Genomic DNA, 15,812 nt, shown 5'->3' with positions numbered 1-15,812 from the left:
CAAATCCTAATGTGTTTCTTGGTGGGGCGGGTCGTTGGCCCGCCCCAAGTTTCTCAAATCAATCCACAGGGCGGGTTGAACTCGTTACGGAGCTGGCGCTCGATCAGCATCCGGTTTTGGGTGTCTGCATAGATTGCCGCGACGGACAGTTCTGCATGGCCTTGGCCGCGCCAGCATGGCGCGCGATCATGGTTCGAGACGCGCTCCTGAATATTCCGGGACTCGCCGATATCGACGACATTCCAGTTGGACGCTGTGCTGCTCCGTCCAAGGATTAGATACACACCGGAGCGCGCCTGTAAGTTGTTTGCATTGCCGAATGGACCTTCGGCGTGGTAGTTACTGATGTTGATAGACATTGATCACCTATGATTTTGTCTGTTGCGATTTGCCCGTGCTTTTGAAGGAGTCTTGGGCGTCGTTATGCCGGGCTTCATTGGCGTGAAGCTCGGCGTTCCGCACCTGATCAAGCAGGGCGAATCTCGTGAATTTTCTTTTTGTTTCGGCAAGCTCGTGCAGAAGTCGCGCCTCAGTTGCAGACAGTGCGTCGAGCTCGGTAATGGATCGCTGAACAGCCAAACTTGGAATGTGAATTGGCATCGTTTCGAGGCACTCGCGCGGTATCATCCGGAGCTTTGTCCCGCGCGCACCCAAATCGAGGTGCCTCTGTGCTTCATGCTGATTGATCGACCATGCAACGTATTCTGGAAGGAGCTTGTCTCCTCTCGGCTTGATCACCATCACTGGTAGCAGGGCCACCGCTGTCTCGCCCGCACGCCCGACTACTATGCTGGCGGTGTTGTTTTCTCCGCGAGAACGGAACAGCACATCGCCGGGCCCGACGAAGTATCGCTCAAGCTTGCCCTTGAGATCGTATTTCGTGGCAGTTGCCAAACGGACTTGATCGCCCTGCAAGTCACGCAACTGGATTGCAGGGACGCCGCTCTCGGCATCCTCTGTGAGTGCGCTCCTTGCGGCAAAACCTGCTCCGATCTCACAGGTTTCGCCAAGGGTTGTATTTTTTGTGTAGTAGGTCATGCTCATGCATATAGAAAGCTGAGCCATCTATGTCAATTAAATTTTGCTGTAGAGCTTTTACTGCAATAAATTCAGATTGACCCGACACTTTATTCTTTGGCCTCGTCCGGCGGTGGGCCGAGGTCTTCATCGACCTCTCTCTGCCACTGAGCCATGTCCGCTTCGTATTGCGCTTGATCTTCATAGTCTTCCCAGTAGGGCGGGGCAGGAATGGTCTCCGGATGGAAGCGGTAGCGGGTCGTCATTTTGACCGCATCACGGATGACTTCGGGATGAACGCGCGGCATACCTTGCCAATCGTGCGTCAAAGCGAAACGCGCAACTTCCGCTCGTGTGCTCATGTCCATCGACGAATACTCTGCCGCGAGGAACCTCAAAATGGTGCAAAAGTCGTTGATCGCAATCTCGATGGTCTTCGGTCGAGTCTCTGCCGGTCGGCCAAGGAGTATTTCATTAAGGTCTCCACCTGTTAGCACCGCCAACCGAACGAGTGCATCCGACGGGATCGGACGGTTGCCTTCTTCATAGTCGTAATACGTTCGTGTGGTCACCTCCATCAACGCGGCGACTTCTTGTTTCTTGAGGCTGCGTACCGTCCTGAATTGACGAAGGTTCTCGTGAACGGCACCGCTTGGCGCATAGCGCCGCGCCATTTCTTCCAGATGATACTCGTATTCCTGTTCGGCCTCTGCTCTTGCCTGTTCCTTTTCCGACGTTTGAAAATAAAACTTTGGCAATGTGATATCCCTTTATCGGAAGTATGTTTCTGGTTTTTTTCAAATAACAAGAAGCTCCTAGCTTGCAACCGAAAACTGTAGTTACTTGCAGCAAGAAGCCAATTGATGAGGGAAGGATGTCAGAGCTTTTGACAAAGGGCCAAACGCCTGAAGCTTGGAGCGAAAAGCTGAGAGCGCACGGCGTTCACGTTTCGCCGCGCCTCATTCGCACAAAGGCTCGAAAGTCGGGCCATTTCCATAAAATTGGCCGGTTGATGCTTTTGACCCCCATCCAAATGGAGTTGCTTCTGGAGCCGGGATCAGCAGACCAGCAAATTAAAATGACCTTTGAGGACTAGGATGAAAGCCGCTCGAACCATTGTTGACTGGGGCGCTGCACTTCGCCGAATAGAGGCCGCGCGTTATTGCGGGCATTCCCCGGGCCATTTTGATAAGCTGGTCAAAAGTGGAGTCTACCCCCCAGGCCGTGACGCGGATGGTGTTGTTTTGTGGCTTCGTTGGGAACTTGATTCCGCACTGGCTGAGCTTCCGACAATAGGAGACCAGGTGTGGAGCGAAACAAACAGCTGTGATGAGGCATTTGGTTGTACGTGAAGTTGAAACACCTCAATCCGTCCGGGCACTTTCCAAGCGGCAATGTTCGGTACTACTACCGCCCGAAGGGCCAGAAGGGCATTGCCATGCCCGATCTTCCCCCAGATGATCAGCGCTTTCTTGATGCGTACACGGCGGCTTCAGGTGGCGAGGCACAAAGCAATCCCCGACCGAGACAAGGCAGTCTCGCGTCAGCCGTACCCAGATACCTCGCATCCGACAGCTTTGCGGCGCTGTCTAATGAAACTCGGTCCTCCCGACGTCGAATGTTGGATGAAATTCGCCGAAACCATGGAACAGGACTGGTTCGCGATCTCCGGACCAAACATGTCGAGGCAGCACTCAGCAAATTCTCTGGGCATGCAAGAAATAACCGTCTCAAAGTTTGGCGCGCTTTTGGCAAGTGGCTTGAAGACGTCTACAAAATTGAAGACCCTGCTCAGAATGTGAAGAAATCACCGGTACCCAAGTCAGACGGCCATGTTCCCTGGTCTAAAAAAGAGGTTAAGAAGTTCCGCGAGTTCTGGCCCATCGGAACCTCAGAACGTCTCGCATTCGAGGTTATTTTCTTCACGGGTGCGCGAATTTCGGATGCCTTCCGGCTTGGACAGGGCAATGTCGATCAGGAAGGCTGGTTGGTGTTCAATCAACAGAAGACAGGCGGCGAGGTTGCAATTCCATTTAGCCGCCCCCTTCCAGATTTCGCCTCCGGTATGCAGAGCGACCTTCAGTACCTTCGTGCGGCGCTGGACGCGCGGTCGGACAAGCATATTACCTGGATCACAACTGCGTTCGGGACTTCACGAAGTGTGAAGGCTGCCGGGCAGTGGTTTGCAGCCAAAGCGCGAGCGGCTGGCATACATGGTCGAACCGCGCACGGTCTCAGGAAAAGCCGGTCACAAGCATTGGCTGAAGCAGGCGGAAACTCTGTTCAAATCGGTGCATGGACAGGCCACGAAAGCCTCTCCGAGATCGAGCGCTACATTCGCGGCCTCAACAAAAGAAAGGTGCTCAGCGGCACGGAAACAGAACAAAAAGTTCCAACTTCCGCGACCAAAGTTCCAACTCAACCAAAAAAGACAGGAGAATCAAATGCTTGAGAAAGTGCTGGCGACCCCGGCAGGATTCGAACCTGCAACCTGCCCCTTAGGAGGGGGCTGCTCATAGCGTTATTCCTTCTGTGATTTCTTGCTCTTGGGTGTTTGTACAGTGTCCGCCTGTACGTGGTTTGTACGAAAACGGGCCCTGAGCTCGGCCTCATCCGTCTCTGCATGGGCATAGATGCGCATGGGCAAATTAGGGTCAGACCAGCGGCCAGCCTTGGCGGCTGTGACCGGATCGACGCCTTGGCGCACGACCAATTCAGTGAAGAAGCCATGCCGTCCTGCGGGATGTGCTGAGAGGTTTGGGATGCCCGCATTCTTGCAGATCGTCTTCCAGCGTGTGTTGTAGCCGGTGGAGCTGCCGTAGCCGAACACGCGTGGCTTCATGAACTTGCCAGTCTTGCGGTTCTTTGGCCGCTTGGGCGGCAAGGCCAGCAACTCGTCCATCATCTGAGGCGAAACGGTGATCCAGCCTTCGGGATGGCCTTTCTGTGCTTTCACTCGGACTTTGTGCTCGGCGGGCCGCAGATCGTCAGGCTCTATCGAGACAGCCTGATCGATCCGCGCCGCCGTCTCGAACATGAACCGAACCAGCGCAGCGTTGTAGGGATCAGCGGCTCCACAAAAGGCCTCGATCCATTCTTTGTCGGCGGGCTTGCGTTCAACACGGCTGGTCTTCCCCCGACGCTTGTCCTGTGCGATCCGCTCGAACTTGTCATATGGCTTCACTCGGATCAGCGGCGTGCCTTCCAGCTCGTGCGCGTTGTTGATCACCGCACTCGCCGGAGTCACGATCTCGCGCTACCAAGTGTCAGTCGATGCCTTGGGTTTCAGCTTTGGCCCGAGCCCCTTGAGAAGCGCACCAGAAATCGCGCCCAAAGGCATGTCACCGATCTCTTCAACAATGGGGATCAACTGCTTCGCGGTCTTGGGGGAGGCATTGTAGAGCATGATTGCATCCGAGAACGTCTTGCTCGGCTCGTCGCCAACGACATGGCGGCGTATCTGGAGCTCGGTCTCGCGGTTTATCCAGTCCCGTGCGCCCGCTTCTGTAGGTGCCTTAGTGCTTCGCCGGTATGGGCCTGCGATTGGCCTGCCGTTGTACTCGACCCAACCCTTAGCCCAGTAGAAGCGGCCCCTCTTGTAGATTTGGAGCGGCATGCTTGGCCTCCTTCAAATATCTTGTCGATCTGCGCGGGTGTGATCAGCATTGTCCGTCCGAGGCGATAGAACGCCCCAGTCTCATTTGCTCTCTCGCGGAGGGTCCGCTCAGAAATGTCGATGCCCATATCTGCCATCAGCTCGACCCATTCGGATGGCTTTTTCCCAAGGCCGAGGATTCCCAAGTTACTCAATGTCACTGACTAAGACACCTGATTTGGCGGAGCTTGCCACAGCATTTCGTACAACACCTGAGCTTGTGAGGCTATTTCCAGACCGCTACCGCAGTAGGGCCCTTGCGATTAAAACGCAGCTTGAACATAACAGGCATTCCAACTTGCAAGTCCTCAAAGTTCAAATCAATCAACGCTGACATGTGGGCGAAAATGGCAGTTGGGTAGCCGCCGAACCTCACAAAAAAGAAGCGATCTTTGATGCTCTCGATGGTGCCCGCGTACTCGCCAAGCTTGGACGTGATAGCATCATCTGAAGTCGAAGCGGCCTTGCGAAAACTATCAGCTGCCTTGGCATCAATTTCTTCGAAAAGAGCCTTCGACTCGTCCGTTTTTCCCATCCAGAACAGGAATTCAGCAAAGAAGAACCGAGCATCAAAGTTATGATCGCCAGGACTAAAGCTTGAGCGAAAATGAAACTCAGCTTCCGGTGCAACTTCGCGGCCCATATCGAACTTCAAGAGAGCCATCTGTAGATGGACCTGTTTGTCTTGGGGAAAGCGCTCGAGCGCCTTCTCAAGAGTAGCGGCCGCATCCTCGTCTGAACCTTCAGTCTTTTGAATCCGCGAAAGTCTCGCGAACGCTCCAGTATTTCGAGGGCGCACACTTATGGCCTTTTGGAACGCTTTGGTTGCTTTTTCGCTCTCGCCCAACCGTTGCCAAAGCTGCCCTTCGGCAACGGGAAACTCCGCTTCTCCAGGAAAATCCTGTTGAGCGCGCTTAAGACGCTCCACTGCTTCATGCACTTTGTCATCGAATTCGATGAGCTCATGGTCTTTAGCGTCCTCGGGAAGTGCCCTTAATAGATCGATGGCCTCATCAATAAGAAGACGGCAGAAACTAAGGTCTTTACGAGCATCTTTGAGCCAGATTTCGTTCAAGTAGGAGCGGGACTGCGCCCTGAGCTTTTCGCTAAGGACTAGTGAGTTTGCTGCGTTGGCTTGCCGCCTGGAAACTTCCGCCAACGTATGGATGTAGATGTGATTGTTGCCGTCAATTTCTCTGGCCTGTTCCGCAAGCTCCTGGGCTCGCTCAAGTGATCCATGGCCATGCAGATACTCAAGAATTGCAGCTTGTTGATACAAGAAGGCGGAGTTGGGCAGCGCACCAATCGCAGTCTCGAGTATTTCCCGCGCCGCTTCAATGGATGAGAACTCTTGGGAAAGCACTCTGCCCTTGCATATGTTTTCGATAACTCGCTTGTCAGATGAAAACCCAGCGTCAAGGCCTATCAAAATCCTCGAAAGCTGTCGCGATTTCTCTTCGTCGCCAGGGCAAGCCACTCCAAACAATATTCTAGATACTCTTGTGTGTCGGGCTTCATAACCGCGATCTCCAGTGTAAGGATCCGCTACTACACTCACGATATCCTTCAATGGGGAGAAAAAACTCTCCTCAAAGTCGCGAAACCTGATCCCGCTTATCCTTGATATGGCACCGGCTCGGGCAATTACGCCAAATTGGTGCAACGTGGCTATGTCCAGGTAGAGCTGTCTTGCCGCGTCTGGCGTGATACGGTCGAACTCGTCAAGGATGATACGTTCAAAAGGTTTGCCTTGCGTCAATTCATGCAACGCGACCAAGAGTTGGCGGTCTGCGCGGTCACTATCCAAAAACGCCGCTATTCTATCGGGTTTGCTCTTGTTTTGCAGCTGTCCCAAGCAGCCGTGACGTTCAAGCAGTTCGACCAAGTCTTCCGCCTCGCGTTCGCTCAAACGCCGAATCGTGAAAAGGTCCGGCTTGTACGCTTCCTCGAGAACACCACAATAGCTGCCCCAGTCTGCCTCTCGTTCTGCTGCGATGACGGTAATCGGAATTCCTTTGGCCGAAAGCCGCCTCAATAACAGGTCCAATGCTTCCGCATGGCGCGAGGCTTGATCAACGAACAGCAATGTGCGCTTTCCAGTCTGGCCAAAAAGCTCTTCCACGACTTCCGCTCTTGGTTGCCCCGTAGGACGCAACCACAATACGATTTCGTCTAAAGCTGTTGCCGCATCATATGCTGTTCTACGAAGAGCGATTGTTTTTCCAGAGCCCGCGGAGCCTTGGAGAAGGAGCATCTTTTGTTGACGGTCGTCAACTTCATCTAGCGCTGCATAGAGCATATTTTCAGCAGTTTTTCTGCGAAAATCGAAGTTGCGAACTGTGCCGCACCACCCCTTTTCATGACCGGAATAGAACTTGTCCGGGGTTATGTCATCGAATGCGACACCAGCGTGAACGTACTCAAAATCTGTTTGAAGGCTATGCCGAAGAAGGTCTGATCCTGCATCGTTTGATCGAAAGAACCGCTTGTATGGGGCATCCGCAGCATCCTCCGGAAGGCTGAGCGCCCTGAAAAGCTCGGGAATTTGCTCATCTAAAGCGCCGATAAAGTCGCCAAACGTTCCATTGATAACGTCTACGCTTTTGCTTGCCCAAAATCGTTGGTCGTGCTCGTCACCACCTGGCGACACAATATACCATTGAGGCCGCTTTCCCGGATCGATGTCGTAAATTAGTGATCGCAAGTGTGGGTCGGCTAGTCGATAGCCGATGAAGATCAGCGGAGAAGATTGAGCCCATTGTTGCAACCTGTTGAACAGGTGAAGCCGGTTTTCTTGGTACTGATGGTAGTGTTCGTTTGAAAGGACGAGTGGTATTTCAGGATCGAGCCTGTGATTGACACAGCCATGTAGCTTGAGAAATGGGACAGGATGGTTCTCGTTCTTTAACCGGTCATCGTATGGTTCAGCATCTTTGACAAAAGGAAGGCAAGTCTGCTTTCTCGAAAGATTTTCTGCATAGCCCTCTTCGATAAGAGTGTCGTAGTTGGTTGTCGCTAGCCCGCGCCAACGAAAATCGGGAAGGGCTTTGTGTGCATCTGAAGTTTTAAAACCTGACAGTTGGTTTGCGATTTCTTCGAAAACCATGGTTTGCCCAGCCCCGTTTGCAATTGCCATCTCTGCGACGGTTGCAAGGTCTCGCTGTTCGTTTGTCGTTCCAAGAAACTTAGCAGCTAAATGATCACGTAGCTGATCCCCGTTAGGCGGGGTGCTTCCGGCGGTGTTTCGGCATTCCTTTGATGCGCCAGCACCAAATACCATTACTGCCCGCTGATCCTTGATGGATTCGACTAGAATTCTTGGCAGCTCAAGTGAACTTTTCGTTTTCCGCTTTGCCATTCACAACTTTCTGTTCTTTGTTCGTCTCAGGTTAGCAACCCATGACAAACCTTAGAAAATTCTAGGGAGAGAGTAGAGGCGAACAGCGCAATAGGAAACACGTGCGCCAACTAATATTTGGTCTAACAGGCGAACACTGTCAGTTTTTCGAGAATCTTCCGAGACTCATGGCGGTTTACTCTCGTTGGCATCTTATACTAAGCACCATCGGAAAATGTATCAGGCATTGACACATGCATCATCTGCTGATACACAATCCGCATGATCCAAAGCACCAAGGGCAAACTCGCTGCCAACGCAGTCAAAGGCAAGTATGGCAAAGGCTTCCCGGGTGACTTGGTGAAGCGCACGCGGGCGATGCTTTCGGCGCTGGATGCCGCGGGTGTTGTCGAGGATTTGCGGTTCCCGCCCGGCAACCATCTCGAAGAACTGAAAGGGGACCGGGCCGGGCAACACTCCGTGCGGATCAACGGGCAATGGCGCATCTGCTTTGTCTGGACGCCGAATGGCCCCGCCGATGTCGAGATTGTGGACTACCATTGAGAGGATACGCTGATGAGCTTGCTTGAAGACCCAATGCACCCCGGTGAAGTCCTGAAAGAGCTTTACCTCGATCCCCTGGAGATGGGGGCCATCGCGTTTGCGCGGCGTCTGGGCGTGCCTCGGACGCGGATCGAACGGCTGATCAAAGGCACTACCGGGATCACGCCAGATACTGCGCTGCGCCTCGCTCGTGTGTTCAACACGACCCCGGCCTACTGGGTGAACTTGCAGACGAACTATGACATGGCACTAGCGGCGAAGGAGATCGACGTGTCTGAAATTGAACCTTTGGTTGCCGCCTAGCGCTTTGCCTTGCTTTCCGAACTCAAAAATCCAAACCAAACTATCTCGGCATTGGTTGTGGGGCTATCTTCCACGGCGCGCGCGCCGTAAGACAATCGATACCGAAGTTGAAACGGTTCTGTAATCGCTTGCTACTATGGATGCTATTTTGCATAAATTGGCGTCATCGAGCGCAGAGTTGCTTGATTTTTTGTGACATCAATCGTTGCTTTGTGCTATTGGGAAGTTGGGGCGAAAAAGAATGAAGATACGCAAGAAGCGCGCTCCAACCGAACAGGCAAGGGTTGGCGACATGATTGCTACCCAAAGAGCAGATCAAGTCGGATTGGTTGCGATGCTTCTTCGCCAGCCAGGGACCCTTAATACCCTTATGTCCCGAAGACCCCGCGAGGAGCTGGGTGAAGCTTTGGGAAGAGATAACCTCCTCGAGAGCGGTTCATTTCAGCTTGTATTCGAAGGTTGCGCTGTAGAACCTGTGAACGAATTCTATGAAAGAAAGCTGTTCGAATTCAGCATCTTTGACTATTCTTCCAAGCCTCAAAACAGGGGCAGCGTGGTATTCAGGGCATTTTACAAAAACACAGCCTCTAGACAGCAGCGCACTCATAGGCGGATAGACCGCATCATTTGGGATGGCGAGGAGGTGTACGTTGCAGACGGCATCTGAAAACCCACGCGGTGCTGGCCCTGACGCTCCGTTGTTTCAGGAGCGCGCCATCTGTTACATTGATCTCCTCGGCTTTAGCAATGCGGTGGTGTCAGGGGCAAAAAGCCAAGATCAGATCAACCAACTCGCGGGGCTTTTGCTTGAAGCTGAGAGTCTTGTTACGCGTTATGAAGCGTCGGAGTTGACCTTTCAGAGCTTGTCGGACTCGATTTTCATCAGCACGGTTAGTGACTCCGCTGAAAATATCAAAAATTTGGTAACCTGTTGCCAGGACTTATTCACGTTCTTCATCGAAAGAGGCTTTTTAGCTAGAGGTGGAATAGCGTCTGGGCCTTGCATGATTTCTAACTCGATTGTTCTTGGAGAACCCGTTGTGCGAGCGGTAAAATTGGAAGAGCAAGTTGCTGATTACCCAAGAATAGTCATCAACAAACGAACCATGGATATTCTCAAAGACTCCGACGCTGGCGAGTTCATTGAGGCAAATTTGGTGCGTGGCGAAGATGGGCCATACTGGATCAATCCGTTCGTGCCTTTGTTTGATTTCGCTTTACAGTCTGATGAGCGGTTCAAGGCTAGCCGTGGCGAGACTTCTGACGCCGCACTAAAAGAGCGGCAGCAATTCATCGACGAGATAAATCACATAACTGATTTTATTTCGAAAAGTATGTACTCTCTTCAGGAGAGTCGGCGGGCGTTTTCCTTTTACTATTGGATTTTTAAGTTCTACCGATCACGCTTGACGGTTGTTTCTGAAAGAATAGGCAGCGAAATTCGGCTTCCTGAGTTCACCGCTTGATGCGGCTGGCCAACACTGAATCAATGCCGCAACCCCCGCTCCGCATGCGCCTCCTGGCTGTCTAGCTGTCCTTCAACCTCTCGGCGGCGGCTTTCGCTAAGGTCAAGCTCTGCTGCAAGGTCTCGTCCAGCGTCTTGTAGCTCTCCTCGTCGTTCAGCAATCCGCTCAAGGCCTTCATGGATGCGGCTTGTGAACGAATGAGCAAGGTCACGCAGTCTTTCAAACCAGCCAGTTCCCTCTCGATCCTGCCGGTCGAGCGTGTCTCCAAGGCGGTCAAATCCTTCGCGGAGGCCTCTGAGGCCGTCACCAACCGCTCGACGCAGGCGAGCAAGTCGCGTTCCAATGCTGTCAGTTGGGTCATCTAATCCTCCTCGATCCGAATGCATGTCACGCTCTGACCGGCCATCGTGCAGGTGCGCAGCCGCGTCTTCGATGGGTCTAGGATCAACCAGGTCCCTTCGGGCCGTTCGATCCGTGTCAGGCCCATCTCGGTCAGCTCGGAGCGTGTCAGATGCACCGTCCAGAAAAAGCTCGCGGCCATCATCGAGGCGATCCCCATCAGCAGCATCCCGGCGATCAGCCATGGTGAGATCGTCAGCCAGAGGCGGATCGATCTCAGCCGCGTCTCGAACATGCTCGCCGTCTCGGTCTGGAAGCGGCGCGTAGGCGGCCAAAATCTTCTCAGCCCCTTCATCCTCCGCCGCCTCGCGCTTGCGCGTAGGTGGTTTATGGATGGTTTTAGGGTGGTTTGGGGGCCGTGGTGGCCCCGGTACCCCGGCCACTGTGGCCCCCGTACCGGGTCCAGTCTGGACGGGGTCCACAGTGGCCCCCGTCTTGATCTCGGGCTCAAGCGTGGGGTCCAGCGCCTCAACCTTCGCCAGATTGATCCGGTAGACGACGGTGAATCCGTTCTTGCAGCCGCGCGCACCGGTTTCGACCAGGATGCCTTCCTTCAGGAACTCTCTGATCGTCCGCTTGACCGTGGTCTCCCCCAGCTCCGTATGCCGCTGGATTGTCCCCTTCGAACACCAGATGCCCGAACCATCGTCTGAGGCTTTGTCCGCCAGAAACATGATGATCTGCTTGCGCGTCGCACTCCCGAACTTCCGCTCCGCACACGCATTCGCCACCCGCCAGCTCATCGGACGGCCTCAAAAGCCGCACAGACGTGCGAATTTTGTACAGGTTTTGTACGAGATTTCGCCCGTTTTCGGAGAATTCGGCAGAAAACGAAACGGGCGTTTCTACAGGCTCGGACAGAACCCCTTGCAAATAAGCCATATTTTTCAGGTGCCAGAGCAACCAATAGTACGCGCAAAAAGAACATTGCACGAACGCAAAGATCCGAAAAATCCCAAAATTTCAATCTATTGCGCGATTCGGAAATCGTCCAGAAACAAATAGTCCGCGCACGAAACAATTAGTCCGCGCAAAAATTCTCTGAACTTTTTTGCAGTCTGCAAGGATGATGCAGAACGCACGAAAAAGCCCGCGTCAGAGACGCGGGCTTACATGACAGACAGCTTGATGAGCGAAAGCTTATCCGGTCAAAGCTTCAACGAACGGATGCTCTTTCCTGTACATCGTCTGAAAACTGCTATGCGTGAAGGGTGTTGCTGCTCGATTGGTTTGGGTTTTCGAAACCCACTTATCAATGAAGTGCTCAATCCGGAGCTGTTGTGCTCCCGCTACCTTCGCTGCGCCAATAGCTCCGATCGTAAGCTTGAAAACCAGTCCCCAGCGATACGCCCCGGCGGCCGTCAGACGTTCGTAGAAGTCATGCGTCATGATCCCTGGGTCAACTTCGAGACCCGCTTTGATCGCATAGCTACCAACGATTTCATGAAGCGTCTCAAAGTTCTCCGGCAGCCTGATGTCTTCGAATGCGATACGATCTAGCAGGCCATAGAGCTGAGGCTCCATGCGCAGATAACCCTCCAGTTCAGGCACGCCGGAGAAGATCACAATCATTGGCCATTCATGCGATTTCATCATCTCCTTGAAACTATCGAGGATTCCGAGTCTATCTTCGTCTGACTTTTTCCGGAAGATATGCTGCGCTTCGTCAAAGTGAATCCCAATGGTACCCGCCAGCTTTGCTTCCGTAACTACGCGTTCCCATATCTCGAACTGTGTGAGCCTCGCTGAGCTGGCCAGTGGAAAACCGATAGAGCGAATTGTCTTGCGACCAAGATCTTTCCAACTAATCGTTCCATTCAGAATGCACTCTGCAAAACGAGCATGCCGGTCATCCGGCAGGGTGACACCGCTTGCGTTGAACCGCTTCAAGATCTCCGCGATCTCCTTGGTCTTTCCACTCCCTGAACGCCCGATGACGTAAAGGCCTTCAGTTTCAAATCTGGCTCGGCTGTCGAGACAACCGATGTGATGGCTAACCAGCCTTGAAAACTCCTTCTTCAGGGTTTCCGCCCGAGCGAGAGGAAAAGTTCGATCGCTCAGAGTTGTGGCGTTGCTGCGGATTTCAGGGATAATGAACTCACTCACAGTTTGCTCTCCGTGATGGGTTTGAAGGTGCGTGCTGATTGGATGTCGAATGCGGTGTCCGTAGCTGCGTTCTCGGCGTTCGGACGCGTACTCGCAGGGGCCGTATCGGGTTCGGCATTTTCAGAGTTCGTTTTCTCTCTCGGCGGAGAGGCATCCGAGACCATGGGAGGTGTTGAGGATCTGTCCATGATGCTGCCCGGGGCGATCGTCAGCCCGGTGCGGGCCATGGGGATGTACTCGACGTGAGCCAACTGATCTGCCTGCCTGCGAAGCTCGTCAATCCGCACGTAGGATGAGGGCAGATTGGAGTCGGGGAAAAACCCAGACTCTTTCACACGACGCGCGCGCGCCGCTTTCAAATGCTCATTGTGAAGCGCCCGCTTTTCAGGATTGTCTTCGACAGCGGCGCGCATGTCCGCGATCGCCTCTTCCAACGTCAGGTCGGCGAAAACGGTCATCCGCAGATCTGCCGTAATTATGTCGGTGTTCTGTTCGTTGAGAATAGTCACGTGCCGAAGGTCGTCCGGATCTAGGCAAACTGTGACCTTCTTCGCTTCGCTTCCAGCGAAATTCTGCAATTTCGTTGAATTGTACGGGATGTTGAAGGCCCTGACGCCTTCCGACGTAGTAGTGGCAGGAACTTTCTCACCGAAGTGAAGACGAAGCTGTTCCGCATCGACCGCGTCGATCGGCCCAAACTTTGCAATCGCCTCATCGAACGCCTGCCTTGGCGTGGCGCTATACATGCCGGTACCTCGATGTGAAGAATGAGGGACCTCATCGACAAAAAAGCGGGTCATCCTGCCCATCAGATCGTCGGGATCAATCTGTGCGTTCTTCTGCCCGTCGTAGCCATGAAGCTCGCCTGGGCGGCTCCCGGTATAACCGGGAAGGAAATTCAGCAACTTCCACTGCACGGGTGCAAGGGCTCGTTCAGCATAGGTGTTCTCGACCGAATGATAAGCGCGCCCGGTCATGATGTTGATACCCATCCCCAGCTGGCTGGCATACATGTCTGCATTGCGGGCAGCAGTGCCATTATCCGATCTCACCATTTTCGGCTTCACGGGTGGCGCAGGATCATGTTCGCATCTGTAACGGACCTTTTCCCGCGTTTTGTCACGCATTGCCATTCGAAGAAGTTTATTCTGATGATCACCATCTGCCGTCTCCGCCAGCAACCAGGCAAGTGGCATGCGGGTCGCCACATCAATCATGTAGAACAACCAGAGCCTGCGGATTTCCCCAGCCTCAAGAGGTGTACCTTCTTTATTCGCTTCGATCTTCTTGACCTCCACTTCCCCTTTGGAGTTCGTGAAGATCGAAAGATACATCTGATCCGTCGCGCAATACTCCCCAAATTTCAGGGCACGGATGTTTGTGGATCCGGCGCCATATTTGTTTCGAGAGTAGCGATGTCCATTCCGACCGATCTCCGTGATGAGTTTGCTGAGTGCGGCAGCTCGTTTCCGCACAGTCACGATAGTTGGGAACTTGAAGCCAAGTAGGATTGCATCCTCAGGCACGTCGAATGCCTCTTTGGCATCTTCATAAAGCGGTCCAAGTTGAACCTGCTTGGGATCCTCGAACAAGTTCAAAACGTAGTCGATAAACCGCTCGCCAACTAAGCAGAGACGACTGCGCCCCTTCTCCCACCCCTTTTTGTGATGGCGGCGCATAAGCACCACTGGGTTGCGATCAAATTCAAGGAAAGTACGGCGCATTTCCTGCAGCTTCCGTCCCTTAGGTAAAGCATGGGGCAGTGACGGGCTTCCGATTCGCGCCCAAAGAAAAAGCTTCTTGTCGTCCGTCAGCTCAGTTGCCACACGGCGGAGACGTTGACGCACATCGCGGCGATCAAGAAATCGCTGGGTGAGCCTAGAACCTTCTTCCTCGAGTTGCTCCATTGCTCTCACCAACCCAAGGCGGGCTCGAACATCGTGGCGCTCTTGCTCAGGAAGTTGCTCGATCCGCTCAAATCCACCCGTGAATTCAAGCAGCTTCTTTCTACTCTCCGCCATCTTCGGCGTGATGAGCTGAGCGTCTTTCGCAGCAATCGCCTGATCCACGCGCTCGAACGGAAGCGTCAGACATTCTCCGTCCTCAATGCCTTCCACGGCATAGCCATCTCGATCCTTACCGACCACGCGCCACCGCCGCTGATCGAGGATCAGTTCCGAGCCCTCGGGGACCCTGTAGGTCGGCGTGTTTACCATCAGGCGAGCCAAATCCGGGAGTGGTGGCAGATCGTGAGGTGATGATTTACGCCTAGAACACGCTGGCCAATCAGCCGGAGGATCGCATCGAATGCTTCACCTGGGTGGATGTCGCACTGAGCAATGAGATCCCGCATAAACCAGAACGAGATTTTTCTCGCTCGCTTCAAAACGTAAGCATCGACGGCTGCGTCATTGGTTTCCGTAGCATACCAAATCCGAAGCAGATTATCCCGGTAGGCCTGAGTGTAGTCATCGGCATTCACGACGATCTTGTCGTCCGCAAAGGACTTTGGCGTTGCCGCGAAAATCGCGTCAATTTCATTCTGGGTTTTCCACGTTTTCAAACTCGTGCCGTTCCGCACAAAAACAGCCCGCCGAAAATTGTCACGGAATGTAATACGCAGATCGAAGCTGTGCTTCCTCCGTTTCCCGTCGAAGTCACGAAACGCAACTGGGGGCAACTGAACTTCCAGATGATGCAGCTCCGGTGACAAGAGCGCCTCCAAAGCAACGGCCATTTCGCTGCCGCCATCAAAATGGAAAATTTGCCGCTGCCCCCTGGTCGCAGGCGTGGCGATGGTCATTGAGATCCGCTGTGTCGTTGCGCTACGGGTCAGTGGATTACGGTACCCATCGTAGGGCAGCACTTCATGAACGGCGCCGACTTCCAAAGCAGGCCGTTTTTCCTGTTCACCCGTCGATGTGTCCCAGTCCAGAGGATAAGTCATAGTTTTTCCGTTCTCGAA

The 15,812-nt window shown here is 53.5% G+C and carries 16 protein-coding genes; 5 read left to right on the top strand and 11 right to left on the bottom strand.

The genetic code is table 11. The features are described from left to right. Positions 1–53 precede the first annotated feature (53 nt). From V8J83_RS09940 to V8J83_RS09930, 3 genes are all read right to left on the bottom strand, one after another. A complete protein-coding gene (locus tag V8J83_RS09940) occupies positions 54–359 on the bottom strand; it encodes a hypothetical protein (protein ID WP_339986127.1) in 306 nt (101 codons plus the stop codon). A gap of 7 nt (positions 360–366) precedes the next feature. After that, complete coding sequence (locus V8J83_RS09935; RefSeq protein ID WP_339986126.1) at positions 367–1,038, bottom strand: restriction endonuclease subunit S domain-containing protein; 672 nt, start codon at positions 1,036–1,038, stop codon at positions 367–369. Between the two features lie 89 nt (positions 1,039–1,127). Then, on the bottom strand, positions 1,128–1,775 hold the full coding sequence (locus V8J83_RS09930) for a helix-turn-helix domain-containing protein (RefSeq protein WP_339986125.1): 648 nt from the start codon (positions 1,773–1,775) through the stop codon (positions 1,128–1,130). A gap of 680 nt (positions 1,776–2,455) precedes the next feature. Between V8J83_RS09930 and V8J83_RS09925 the strand changes: the two genes are divergently transcribed. After that, complete coding sequence (locus V8J83_RS09925) at positions 2,456–3,469, top strand: tyrosine-type recombinase/integrase (RefSeq protein WP_339986124.1); 1,014 nt, start codon at positions 2,456–2,458, stop codon at positions 3,467–3,469. 69 nt (positions 3,470–3,538) lie between these two features. On the opposite strand, the gene V8J83_RS09920 is transcribed toward V8J83_RS09925, so the two are convergent. The 3 genes from V8J83_RS09920 to V8J83_RS09910 all read right to left on the bottom strand — a co-directional run bounded on the left by V8J83_RS09920 (position 3,539) and on the right by V8J83_RS09910 (position 8,030). Beyond that, positions 3,539–4,246, bottom strand: coding sequence for a tyrosine-type recombinase/integrase (locus tag V8J83_RS09920; RefSeq protein ID WP_339986123.1), 708 nt, complete (start codon positions 4,244–4,246; stop codon positions 3,539–3,541). A 27-nt stretch (positions 4,247–4,273) separates the two neighbouring features. Further along, complete coding sequence (locus V8J83_RS09915; RefSeq protein ID WP_339986121.1) at positions 4,274–4,633, bottom strand: hypothetical protein; 360 nt, start codon at positions 4,631–4,633, stop codon at positions 4,274–4,276. A gap of 265 nt (positions 4,634–4,898) precedes the next feature. Then, on the bottom strand, positions 4,899–8,030 hold the full coding sequence (locus V8J83_RS09910; RefSeq protein WP_339986120.1) for a P-loop NTPase: 3,132 nt from the start codon (positions 8,028–8,030) through the stop codon (positions 4,899–4,901). Between the two features lie 261 nt (positions 8,031–8,291). Between V8J83_RS09910 and V8J83_RS09905 the strand changes: the two genes are divergently transcribed. The 4 genes from V8J83_RS09905 (at position 8,292) to V8J83_RS09890 (ending at position 10,342) form a co-directional block, all read left to right on the top strand. After that, on the top strand, positions 8,292–8,573 hold the full coding sequence (locus V8J83_RS09905; protein WP_339986119.1) for a type II toxin-antitoxin system RelE/ParE family toxin: 282 nt from the start codon (positions 8,292–8,294) through the stop codon (positions 8,571–8,573). A 12-nt stretch (positions 8,574–8,585) separates the two neighbouring features. After that, positions 8,586–8,876 carry a HigA family addiction module antitoxin gene (locus V8J83_RS09900; protein ID WP_339986117.1) on the top strand — a complete coding sequence of 97 codons (291 nt, stop codon included), beginning with the start codon at positions 8,586–8,588 and terminating at the stop codon, positions 8,874–8,876. A 241-nt stretch (positions 8,877–9,117) separates the two neighbouring features. Further along, on the top strand, positions 9,118–9,543 hold the full coding sequence (locus V8J83_RS09895; protein WP_339986116.1) for a hypothetical protein: 426 nt from the start codon (positions 9,118–9,120) through the stop codon (positions 9,541–9,543). Further along, the gene (locus V8J83_RS09890; RefSeq protein WP_339986115.1) at positions 9,527–10,342 is read left to right on the top strand and encodes a hypothetical protein; all 816 of its coding nucleotides are present in this window, start codon (positions 9,527–9,529) and stop codon (positions 10,340–10,342) included. Before V8J83_RS09895 ends, V8J83_RS09890 begins: the two co-directional genes overlap by 17 nt. Before the next feature lie 61 nt (positions 10,343–10,403). Here the strand turns inward: V8J83_RS09890 and V8J83_RS09885 are convergent, their stop codons facing one another. The 5 genes from V8J83_RS09885 to V8J83_RS09865 all read right to left on the bottom strand — a co-directional run bounded on the left by V8J83_RS09885 (position 10,404) and on the right by V8J83_RS09865 (position 15,794). Next, the gene (locus V8J83_RS09885; RefSeq protein ID WP_339986114.1) at positions 10,404–10,703 is read right to left on the bottom strand and encodes a hypothetical protein; all 300 of its coding nucleotides are present in this window, start codon (positions 10,701–10,703) and stop codon (positions 10,404–10,406) included. Then, a complete protein-coding gene (locus tag V8J83_RS09880) occupies positions 10,704–10,976 on the bottom strand; it encodes a hypothetical protein (protein WP_339986113.1) in 273 nt (90 codons plus the stop codon). 905 nt (positions 10,977–11,881) lie between these two features. Then, positions 11,882–12,847, bottom strand: coding sequence for an ATP-binding protein (locus V8J83_RS09875; RefSeq protein WP_339986112.1), 966 nt, complete (start codon positions 12,845–12,847; stop codon positions 11,882–11,884). Further along, on the bottom strand, positions 12,844–15,063 hold the full coding sequence (locus V8J83_RS09870; RefSeq protein WP_339986111.1) for a Mu transposase C-terminal domain-containing protein: 2,220 nt from the start codon (positions 15,061–15,063) through the stop codon (positions 12,844–12,846). The genes V8J83_RS09875 and V8J83_RS09870 overlap by 4 nt, the downstream gene beginning before the upstream one ends. After that, positions 15,063–15,794 (bottom strand): hypothetical protein, encoded by a 732-nt coding sequence (locus V8J83_RS09865; RefSeq protein WP_339986110.1) that lies wholly within the window; start codon positions 15,792–15,794, stop codon positions 15,063–15,065. Before V8J83_RS09865 ends, V8J83_RS09870 begins: the two co-directional genes overlap by 1 nt. Positions 15,795–15,812: the final 18 nt, after the last annotated feature.

This window comes from Gymnodinialimonas ulvae (assembly GCF_037543845.1).
Taxonomy (GTDB): domain Bacteria; phylum Pseudomonadota; class Alphaproteobacteria; order Rhodobacterales; family Rhodobacteraceae; genus Gymnodinialimonas; species Gymnodinialimonas ulvae.
Note: the sequence above shows the minus strand (reverse complement) of the source record. Positions and strands in the feature narration are given on the sequence as shown.